This is a genomic window from Symbiopectobacterium sp., from assembly GCF_051710365.1.
In the GTDB taxonomy this organism is placed as follows: domain Bacteria; phylum Pseudomonadota; class Gammaproteobacteria; order Enterobacterales; family Enterobacteriaceae; genus Symbiopectobacterium.
In genome coordinates this window covers 1-10,507 of record NZ_JBPETA010000114.1, presented here as the reverse complement: position 1 = coordinate 10,507, position 10,507 = coordinate 1, and the positions used below count along the sequence as shown (strand labels likewise).

Genomic DNA, 10,507 nt, shown 5'->3' with positions numbered 1-10,507 from the left:
ACAAAAATGGACGATGCCGCTGAGGGACTGGCGTATGGCTATGAGCCGCTTTATTATCGAGTTCGGTGATCGTCTGGACGGTCACTACTGAGAAAAGGCATTTACACAGAATCGTGTACAGGGTCGTCGATCCGCATCATCATCACTGGCAATAGCCACGGCATAGTCATCCAATAAATCGTGCGCGTTCTTACTCAATCCTCTGCGTGAGAGAATGATCTTAGGCACCTTTTCGTGTCGAAACCCTTCAACCAGCACCACATCCAACGTATCCATATCCATCTTGCTCACCATCTCATAGAGATCCACTTCTTGGGCTTTCGGTGTTTCCGTCATCAGCGCCCAGCGTTGGTTACTGGCAACAAGCGTCTGCTCGGCCCCCGCTTTACGCAGCTCATAGCTGTCTTTGCCGGGTTTATCGATATCCATATCATGGTGAGTATGCTTTATCACACCAATGCGTAGCCCTTTCTCTTTAAGGAGCGGGATCACGTGGGTGAGCAACGTGGTTTTCCCGGTACCGCTATACGCGCTAACGGCAAGCAGACGTGGGCGATGCAACTCAGTCATGGTTGGCCTCTTGCCAATTGGAGAGATCGTCTGGGGTGTTCAGGTTTTGGAATGCCAAAGGGCAATCCGCGAAAAGTACCGGAGTCGCCTCGATCTCTGCCAGAAAAAGCATCAGCTTACGATCGCCACGTTCCAGGTAGGTTTCAAGCTTTGGCATCAGGGAACGGTGGATAAGCAACAAGGTTGGATGCTCTCTCAGGCCTCGTTTACGTAGGCGGCATGCCCTTGCTGTTTGCCATGCCATAGTCTCGCCACAACATCGGTGGGTAAATTCGGGACATCACAGGGCGCGAAAACGGCCCATTCCGTCTCGATGGTTTTCAGGCTGGATAAGATACCTGCCAAGGGGCCTGAAAAGTCATTCGGTAAGTCGCTAAAAACGGTACAGCCACTTTCCTGATAAACAGCCTGGTTACGATTGGCATTGATGTAGACGCGGTCCACTTGGGGTTTCAGGCGGGTTAAAACGTGTTGGTAGAGCGGTATGCCGCGCAACGTTAATAGTCCCTTATCCTACCCGCCCATTAGGCTAGCCTGGCCACCTGCCAGAATGATGCCTGTAATCATGTGATCCCTCGTTGTCGCGCCGCAGAGGCTCTATTCTGGGCAAAATAATTCCTGACGCCAAGCGCTTTCCACCCGTGATTAAGGCCGTTAAGGTGATATCAACGTTTGTATATACAGTATAAGAGGATTAAATCATGAAATGTCATCGCGTTAACGAGTTGGTTGAGTTACTGCATCCTGCCTGGCAAAAAGATCCGGACCTGAATCTGGTCCAATTTTTACAAAAACTTGCACAGGAGGCGGGGTTCCAGGGGCAGCTAAGTGAGCTGACAGATGATACCCTTATCTACCATTTGAAAATGCGTGACACGGATAAAGAGCAGGTCATTCCAGGCTTGAAAAAGGATTATGAGGAAGATTTCAAAACAGCATTGCTGCGAGCTCGGGGTGTTATCAAAGACTGATGCCTTTATCAACAGGCGCTGCTTTTCTGCGCTTATTTTGATTCCTATTGCGAGTAATGATGACGGCTATGCAAAGTTCAGTGTTTAATTTTCAGACGCTGTTTCCCTCGCTGATTATCGATGCGCTTTTCGCGGTAGGTATCCGGGTTGATTCTGGTTTGACAGCGCTCAACAGCTATGAAAACCGGGTTTATCAATTTATGGATGAAGACCGGCACCGTTTTGTCGTTAAATTCTATCGTCCTGAACGGTGGACGCAGGCGCAGATTCAGGAAGAGCACGATTTCGCCCTCGCATTGGTTGACGATGAGGTGCCCGTCGTTGCCCCCTTGAAACTCAATGGCCAAACCCTGCATTGTTATGATGGCTTTTATTTTGCCGTTTTCCCAAGCGTAGGGGGGCGGCAATATGAAATGGATAATGACGATCAATTGGAAGGCGTTGGCCGTTTTCTGGGTCGTTGGCATCAGACGGGGCAAAAAGCGCTTTTTCTTGCTCGTCCTACCATTGGGGTTGAGGAATATCTCGACAAGCCTTATCAGTTATTGACGCAAACGCAACGTATTCCTGCCACGTGCCGAGATTCCTTTTTGCAGTCCACCCAGCAACTTATCGAAATGGTAAAACGCTATTGGACATTGGATGCTTCCTTTCTCCGATTGCATGGCGATTGCCACCCTGGAAATATCCTCTGGCGCGACGGCCCGCTATTTGTCGATTTAGATGATGCCCGCAACGGACCCGCTGTGCAGGATTTGTGGATGTTGCTTCATGGCGAGCGTCAGGAGCAGAGAATTCAGCTCGATATTCTGCTGGAAGCCTATAGTGAGTTTATGACGTTTCAGGAGAAAGAACTGGCGTTAATTGAGCCGCTTCGTGCGATGCGAATGGTGCATTATTTAGCGTGGATTATTCGCCGTTGGGAAGATCCGGCATTTCCCCCGAGCTTTCCCTGGATAAAAGATGATGATTTCTGGTTCAGGCAAACAGCAATATTTACTGAACAGGTTAAGCTGTTACAGGAGCCTCCTTTACAGCTATTGTCCATGTACTGATGTTTAACGGAGAGATGTGTTATATGAAGAGTATATTTGCGGCATTATTGGGCATCATGTTGGCCTTCGGTGCATCAGCGGCAGGTTTTTATGATGTAAAACAGTACGTTGAAGTGAACAAGCCGGTACCTCAATTACCGCAGGTGCTGGAGTTTTTCTCCTTCTACTGCCCGCATTGCTATCAGTTTGCTGAGGTTTACCATATTCCTGAAGCTGTCAGTAAGGTGTTGCCAGCGGATACCAAAATTACGCGCTATCACGTCGATTTCCTCGGGCCTTTGGGGAAAGAACTGACGCAGGCCTGGGCAGTTGCCATCGCTTTGGGTGTTGAAGATAAAGTCACCCCGTTAATGTTTGATGCGGTGCAAAAAAGCCAAACGCTGAAAACCACGGATGATATTCGTAAGGTGTTTGTGGCGGCGGGTGTTAAAGCTGAAGATTATGATGCTACATTGAATAGCTTCATGGTTAAGTCGCTGGTTGTCCAGCAAGAAAAAGCGGCTGCGGATTTGCAATTGCGCGGTGTGCCGGCCATGTTTGTTAATGGCAAATATATGGTGAAAAGCGACGGTTTGGATACCAGTTCAATGGATGCATACGTGAAGCAATATGCTGATGTTGTGAAATTCCTTATCGAGAAAAAATAGCACTTGTCGTATGACTGCGTCTGATAACAGGCGCAGTCATACCCCTGGATATATCGTTTATCCTCTACGACAGTTTTGCCTCGGTGACGTTTAATTAGCGTTTAACTAATATCTATCCACAAAAAAAATGTTTTTTGTATTACGGGTATTTACCGGGGGATTTTTTTTATCTTGCTGAAAAAAAATCCATAATATGTGAATCACTTTTTGATATAACATCAGCATCATTCTGATTTTCTCTTTCTATGCACAAAGTTATCCACAAGGCATTTGCTTTGCGTGTGGCAGATTTGCGGTTTTCTGTGCGTTAACGTTCGTCTCTTGCTGTGAGCTATGGCATGCTTAGCGCCATGATGGACGACATAGGTCATGACAGAACATGGTGCAGATTCCGCAAAACCCGTTAATTTTGGTCGATGGCTCGTCGTATTTATACCGTGCCTACCACGCATTCCCTCCTTTGACGAACAACGCAGGTGAGCCGACAGGCGCCATGTATGGCGTGCTGAATATGCTGCGCAGCCTGCTGCTTCAGTTCTCTCCCAGCCATGTCGCTGTGGTGTTTGATGCCAAAGGAAAAACGTTCCGCGACGAACTGTTTGAAAACTACAAGGCGCATCGCCCACCGATGCCGGACGATCTGCGTGCGCAGATTGAGCCGCTGCACGCGATGGTGCGTGCCATGGGGCTGCCTTTGTTGGCCGTAAGCGGTGTGGAAGCGGATGACGTGATTGGTACGCTGGCGCGTCAGGCGGAAAGTGCGGGTACGCCGGTACTGATCAGCACCGGTGATAAAGACATGGCGCAACTGGTGTCACCGACGATCACGCTTATCAACACCATGAACAATACGGTGCTCGGGCCGCAGGAAGTCTGCGACAAATATGGTATTCCGCCGGAGCTGATTATCGATTTTCTGGCCCTGATGGGGGATGCATCGGATAACATTCCGGGTGTGCCGGGCGTAGGTGAAAAAACGGCACAGGCGTTACTTCAGGGGTTGGGGGGATTAGATACCCTGTACGGTAATCTGGATAAAATCGCCACGCTGTCCTTTCGCGGCGCAAAGACCATGGCGCAAAAGCTGGAACAGCATAAAGAAGCGGCATACCTCTCTTATCAACTGGCGACCATCAAAACTGACGTCGAATTGGAACAGACCTGCACTGAGCTGACGGTGAATGAACCCGATGTGGATGCACTGCATGGGCTGTTTAAGCGCTATGATTTCAAACGCTGGATGGCCGATGTGGAAAGCGGCACCTGGATGCAAGGTCGCAAGGGGCAATCTGCGGTTTCGCAGCCAACGCCTGCGGTACAAGCGCAGCTACAGTCGCCAGCGGAAGCAACCGTCGCCTTGAGCCGTGAAGGCTATGTCACTATTCAGGATGAAGAGACCTTACAGTCGTGGATTGCCCGTCTCCAAAAGGCGGGAGAGTTTGCGTTTGATACAGAAACGGACGGCTTGGATACGCTGAGCGCTAATCTGATTGGTATGTCGTTTGCGGTGACGCCGGGTGACGCGGCGTATCTGCCGCTGGCGCATGATTATCTGGATGCGCCGGAGCAAATCGACAGAACTCGTGCACTGGAATTGCTTAAACCCCTGCTGGAAGACAGCGCGCTGCGCAAAATCGGGCAGAACCTGAAGTTCGATCAGGGCGTGATGAAGCGCTATGACATTGAGCTACGTGGTATTGCGTATGACACCATGGTGGAGTCTTACGTGTTAAACAGCGTGGCAGGTCGTCATGATATGGACAGCCTGGCCGAACGCTATCTGCAACATAAAACCATTTCGTTTGAAGAGATTGCGGGTAAAGGCAAGAACCAGCTTACCTTTAATCAGATTCCTGTCGAACAGGCCAGCACCTATGCCGCAGAAGATGCGGATGTCACTTTGCATTTGCATCAAACCCTGTGGGAAAAGTTGCAACAGCAAGGGGAACTGGTGAAGGTGTTCCGTGATATTGATATGCCATTGGTGCCGGTGCTGTCACGGATTGAGCGTCAGGGGGTGCTGATTGATGCTGGCATTTTGGCGCAGCATTCTCAGGAACTGACCACACGTCTGGCCGAGCTTGAAACCGAAGTGCATGAACTGGCCGGTGAAGCATTTAACCTTGCCTCCACTAAGCAGTTGCAGGGGATCTTGTACGATAAGCTAAAGCTGCCAGTGCTAAAGAAAACGCCGAAAGGTGCCCCTTCCACCAATGAAGAAGTGTTGGAAGAACTGGCGCATGACTATCCGCTGCCCAAACGCATTCTGGAATATCGTGGGCTGGCGAAGCTGAAATCCACTTACACCGACAAGCTGCCGCTGATGATCAATCCGCTGACCCAGCGGGTGCACACGTCATACCATCAGGCGGTCACGGCGACGGGGCGTCTTTCCTCCAGCGATCCCAATCTGCAAAACATCCCGGTACGCAACGATGAAGGGCGGCGCATTCGTCAGGCGTTTATTGCCCCTGAAGGCTATCGCATCGTGGCGGCGGACTACTCTCAGATCGAACTGCGTATTATGGCGCACCTTTCCGGTGACGCCGGGTTGCTCAACACGTTTGCCGAAGGGCTGGACATTCACCGCGCCACCGCCGCAGAAGTCTTTGGCTTGCCGCTGGAGAGCGTCACCGGAGAGCAGCGCCGCAGCGCCAAGGCCATCAACTTTGGTTTGATTTATGGCATGAGTGCTTTCGGTCTGTCACGTCAGTTGGGTATCCCCCGCGCCGAGTCTCAGCGCTATATGAACCTCTATTTCGAGCGCTATCCTAGCGTGCAGGACTACATGGAAAGAACCCGCCAGGAAGCTGCCGAGAAAGGGTACGTGCAGACGCTAGATGGGCGCCGTCTCTATTTGCCGGATATCCACTCACGCAATGCGATGAGCCGCAAGGCGGCGGAACGTGCCGCCATTAACGCTCCGATGCAGGGCACTGCCGCCGATATCATCAAGAAGGCGATGATTGCGATCGATAGTTGGCTACAGCACGAGCAGCCGCAGGTAAATATGATCATGCAGGTACACGATGAATTGGTGTTTGAAGTACATGAGTCGGTGCTGGATGCGGCAAAACAAAAGATCGTTACCCTGATGGAAGGTTGTATGTCGCTAAACGTTCCGTTACGTGTGGATGTGGGCGAAGGTAAAAACTGGGATGAGGCGCATTAATGTACAGAAAAACAGGATGTTGCAACTGAACGTTTAATGCGCATTACGTTATTCATTTCTGTAATTAAACTACAGGATTGGGTGACTTGCTCGACTTTGTGTGACCCATAGCCATTTTTTATGAAACTAAACAACAAAAAAACCTTTGTTCTGGCGAAAAAATAGGGTAGAGTTAACGACGTAGGGTACAGAGGTAAGATCGTAATCGGATTTGGCTGAATATTAGCCGCCCCGGTCACTTCGGTGACTGGGGCGTTTTTTATTGGGCAAAAGTCAGAAAAACGCCGCAAGATCGCTAACGATCGCGGCGGTTGATCTCAATTATCGACGTCTTCTTGCACTGAAGGGCGGGTGTTGAACCACAGATCGAGTTTTTGCCGCAATTTATCCACCCCTTCTTTTTTCAACGAGGAGAAGGCTTCAACCTGAATATCTCCGCCAAACGCGAGCACGGCTTCACGCACGGCATTCAGTTGCGCTTTGCGCGCACCGGAAGCCAGTTTATCGGATTTTGTGAGCAGAATGAGCACTGGCAGATCCACATCCACGGCCCATTCAATCATTTGCTGATCGAGATCTTTCAGCGGATGACGGATATCCATCAACACCACCAGTCCTTGCAGACAGGCACGTTTTTGCAGATATTCCCCCAGCGCTTTCTGCCATTTCCGCTTCATCTCTTCCGGGACTTCGGCATAGCCATAGCCGGGAAGGTCAACCAGACGCACGCCATCTGTGACTTCAAACAGGTTGATAAGCTGGGTTCGTCCCGGTGTTTTACTGGTACGCGCCAGACTTTTTTGATTGGTCAGCGTGTTCAGTGCGCTGGATTTCCCCGCGTTCGAGCGTCCGGCAAACGCCACTTCAATACCGCTATCGGCAGGCAGGTGACGAATATCGGGCGCGCTGGTGACAAAATGCGTCACATTGTAGTTATGCGTCACGTTCGGGTTCTGTTGTTCGGTCACAATGGTTATCTCTGTCTGGATAGGGAGTTTTGGGTCTATTATACCTATAACTGACCCGAAACGCGGGGTTATCGGTCGCAGCGTGTAGCGCACAAGGCGAATTCGCCCAGTTAGCCGCACCAACCCTTTTTTATTGCTGGCCTTTCTGCTAGATTCCGCCGCAATTGTCTTCTGTTTACCTGAGAGTGTTGTTATGAAACAGCCGGTGAAAAATTCGGGCACCAAAGCCCCAGGCGCGAAGGCGTCGACATCGAAAGCAAAGAAAAAGACGCGCGCAGAGCTTAACAGCGAAGGCTGGGAGCGTAAACGTCAGAAAAAACACAGTGGTCATGCTGCGGGCAGTCGTGCGCACCCTGATACAGTGGAGGCGGGCAAATCTGGCCAGAGCAAGATACGCGATCCTCGTATTGGGAGCAAAAAACCGGTCGCCCTGATCGTCAGTGATGACACGCCGAAAAGCGCAAAGCCCGCGAAAGCGGCTGTACCGGCTAAATCAGACACGCTGGTTGAAACACGGCTAACCCCTGAGCAGGAGCTTGCTCTGCTGGAAAATGACGATCGCCTTGACGCACTACTGGAACGTCTGGATAACGGCGAAACGCTGAGCAAAGATGAGCAGAAATGGGTGGACAGCACGCTCGATCGTATCAATGCCTTGATGGATGAGCTGGGCATCGAAATGGATGATGAGGAAGAGGAAGCGCAGCAGGGAGACATGATGCAGCTCCTCAAACGTAATAACCCGAAAGACGTATTCTGATAGATGAAAGGGCTACTGTCTCTTATCTTGGTGTTGGTTGTCTGTTATCTGCTGTGTCTGTTGGTTAAACTGTGGCTGCTTTCCCGGCGTAAAACGCGACTACAGCGCACCGTGTTCGGGACAGGACAGCGTAAGCTGCCGCTGAAAAGCGCTGTCGGGAAATACAAGCGGAAGGAGTAACAGCATGCAAGATCAACACATCGATTGGGATTTAGCCCTGATTCAAAAATACAACTATTCCGGGCCGCGTTATACCTCGTATCCCACGGCGCTCGAGTTTAACGAACAGTATGATGATGCGGCATTCCGCCAGGCGATAGCGCGTTACCCTGAGCGGCCGCTGTCGCTTTATGTCCATATCCCGTTTTGTCATCGCCTGTGCTATTTCTGCGGTTGCAATAAGCTGGTGACGCGCCAGCAGCACAAAGCAGAAGAATATCTTGATGTGCTGGCCGTGGAGATTCGCCAGCGCGCGCCGCTGTTCGCCGGACGCATTGTCACGCAACTGCACTGGGGCGGCGGCACGCCGACCTACCTCAACAAAGATCAAATCAGCCGACTGATGGCGCTGCTGCGCGAGAATTTCCAATTCGCAGATGAGGCGGAAATTTCGCTCGAGGTCGATCCCCGTGAAATCGAGCTGGATATCCTCGATCACCTGCGTGCGGAAGGCTTTAATCGCCTGAGCATGGGCGTGCAGGATTTCAACAAGGAAGTACAACGTCTGGTGAATCGTGAGCAGGATGAGGCATTTATCTTTGCGCTGATTGAACGCGCCAAAGCGCTTGGCTTCACCTCCACCAATATCGACCTGATTTACGGTTTGCCGAAACAGACGCCGGAAAGCTTTGCTTTTACCTTACAACGCGTTGCTGAGTTAAGTCCGCACCGCCTCAGCGTATTCAACTACGCCCATTTGCCGACGCTGTTTGCTGCCCAGCGTAAAATCAAAGATGCGGATTTACCGAGCCCCGCGCAAAAGCTGGAGATTCTGCGCCAAACCATTACCACGCTCACCCAATCGGGCTATCAGTTTATCGGCATGGATCACTTTGCTCGCCCAGACGATGAGCTGGCGCTGGCACAACGTGCCGGTAAATTGCACCGTAATTTTCAGGGTTACACCACGCAAGGTGACACTGACCTACTGGGCATGGGGGTGTCGGCGATCAGCATGATTGGCGACAGCTACGCGCAAAATGAAAAGGTGCTGAAAACCTACTACGAGAAGGTAGGTGAGCAGGGTAATGCGCTATGGCGCGGCTTGCGCTTGACGCACGATGACTGCATCCGTCGTGATGTGATCAAAAGTCTTATCTGTAATTTCCGTCTGGATTACGCAGAGATTGAAGCGGATTACGGCATCGATTGTCGACTCTACTTCGCAGAAGATTTGCGCCTGCTGGCACCGTTGGTGCAGGATGGCCTGGCTGAATTGCACCCTACGGGGATCGTGGTAACACCGAAAGGCCGCTTGTTGATTCGCAATATCTGCATGTGCTTTGACAGCTATCTGCGTGCTAAAGCACGGACCCAGCAGTTCTCGCGTGTGATTTGACGGTGTTTGTGACGGTAATTGCCTACATTAACGACAATTACCGGTTATGCTGTGTACAGCGTTGTAGAATGTCAAAAAAATTGTGCGTTTTTAAATTTTGCACTCATTTTACCACTCACCTATCTGAGGTTATTAGGTTTTCTACCTTTATTTCAAGGATTAGGTGGTGGGAAAATCAGCGCTTTGCTCTCCCGTTGCAGAAGGGGATGCTAGCGATGTATTTTGACTGGTAGAATAATAACAGTGGCGTGCTTATGATACTGAAGTCTGAACACCCTCAATTTAATATTTATACTGAGGGTGTGTATTCCCTGGTGTTTAGCTATCGGTTTTTCTAACCCTTTGTGTTCGGGGTCTTTTAGTAACTGTCAGTGATAAATACCTCATTATCCCTAATAGAATAATACAAATAACTGGAAAAATAATCTGACCATAAGTACAGTTTACTTGCTGTATCTTATACCTGTACCCAAACTGATACGAAGGCGGTCATACTTTCCCATATGCGATATATTATTGAAGGTATACTACTCGCACTTACAAGGATGTTGATATGTTAATGAAAAGTGAGCGTGATGTTGAGGAGGTTATAAAAAAACAGCTTGAAGCAACGTTAAACACCCTTGAGACATTTACGTGGGCATACGTGGTCTTATCTAAAAAAGATATGTCATGTATCTTTGGTGTAACCGTCATTCCGCACCTGATTTTTCTTTTTTCGGGACTTGACGGTATTCTGAAGTTCTGAATTTATTACTGCTTTTTGCAGACCAATCAGCATGAGTACTCCCCACGTTACCATCCGT

General features: G+C 50.1%; 9 protein-coding genes and 1 pseudogene. 7 read left to right on the top strand and 3 right to left on the bottom strand.

The window, feature by feature from the left end; translation table 11 throughout:
- Positions 1-84 precede the first annotated feature (84 nt).
- Both mobB and mobA read right to left on the bottom strand, forming a co-directional pair.
- A complete protein-coding gene (gene mobB / locus ACTBDZ_RS11345) occupies positions 85-570 on the bottom strand; it encodes a molybdopterin-guanine dinucleotide biosynthesis protein MobB (RefSeq protein ID WP_438815385.1) in 486 nt (161 codons plus the stop codon).
- Positions 563-1,065, bottom strand: a pseudogene (mobA, locus tag ACTBDZ_RS11340) (molybdenum cofactor guanylyltransferase MobA). Before mobA ends, mobB begins: the two are co-directional and overlap by 8 nt.
- A 206-nt stretch (positions 1,066-1,271) precedes the next feature.
- Here mobA and ACTBDZ_RS11335 point away from each other — a divergent pair.
- The 4 genes from ACTBDZ_RS11335 to polA all read left to right on the top strand — a co-directional run bounded on the left by ACTBDZ_RS11335 (position 1,272) and on the right by polA (position 6,415).
- Positions 1,272-1,541, top strand: coding sequence for a YihD family protein (locus tag ACTBDZ_RS11335; RefSeq protein WP_438815384.1), 270 nt, complete (start codon positions 1,272-1,274; stop codon positions 1,539-1,541).
- A 68-nt stretch (positions 1,542-1,609) separates the two neighbouring features.
- Positions 1,610-2,596, top strand: coding sequence for a serine/threonine protein kinase (locus tag ACTBDZ_RS11330; protein ID WP_438815383.1), 987 nt, complete (start codon positions 1,610-1,612; stop codon positions 2,594-2,596).
- Positions 2,597-2,619: 23 nt separating this feature from the next.
- The gene (gene dsbA, locus ACTBDZ_RS11325) at positions 2,620-3,243 is read left to right on the top strand and encodes a thiol:disulfide interchange protein DsbA (RefSeq protein ID WP_438815382.1); all 624 of its coding nucleotides are present in this window, start codon (positions 2,620-2,622) and stop codon (positions 3,241-3,243) included.
- Positions 3,244-3,622: 379 nt separating this feature from the next.
- On the top strand, positions 3,623-6,415 hold the full coding sequence (polA, locus tag ACTBDZ_RS11320; RefSeq protein WP_438815381.1) for a DNA polymerase I: 2,793 nt from the start codon (positions 3,623-3,625) through the stop codon (positions 6,413-6,415).
- A 317-nt stretch (positions 6,416-6,732) separates the two neighbouring features.
- Here the strand turns inward: polA and yihA are convergent, their stop codons facing one another.
- Positions 6,733-7,383: a ribosome biogenesis GTP-binding protein YihA/YsxC gene (gene yihA / locus ACTBDZ_RS11315; protein ID WP_438815380.1), complete on the bottom strand. Its 651-nt coding sequence runs from the start codon at positions 7,381-7,383 to the stop codon at positions 6,733-6,735.
- 193 nt (positions 7,384-7,576) lie between these two features.
- Here yihA and yihI point away from each other — a divergent pair, with 193 nt between their 5' ends.
- Genes yihI through hemN form a run of 3 tightly spaced genes read left to right on the top strand, consistent with a single transcriptional unit; the run spans position 7,577 to position 9,701 of the window.
- Positions 7,577-8,143 carry a Der GTPase-activating protein YihI gene (yihI, locus tag ACTBDZ_RS11310; protein ID WP_438815379.1) on the top strand — a complete coding sequence of 189 codons (567 nt, stop codon included), beginning with the start codon at positions 7,577-7,579 and terminating at the stop codon, positions 8,141-8,143.
- A 3-nt stretch (positions 8,144-8,146) separates the two neighbouring features.
- Positions 8,147-8,323 (top strand): high mobility group protein Z, encoded by a 177-nt coding sequence (locus ACTBDZ_RS11305; protein ID WP_196908335.1) that lies wholly within the window; start codon positions 8,147-8,149, stop codon positions 8,321-8,323.
- Positions 8,324-8,327: 4 nt separating this feature from the next.
- Positions 8,328-9,701 carry an oxygen-independent coproporphyrinogen III oxidase gene (gene hemN, locus ACTBDZ_RS11300; protein ID WP_438815378.1) on the top strand — a complete coding sequence of 458 codons (1,374 nt, stop codon included), beginning with the start codon at positions 8,328-8,330 and terminating at the stop codon, positions 9,699-9,701.
- Positions 9,702-10,507: the final 806 nt, after the last annotated feature.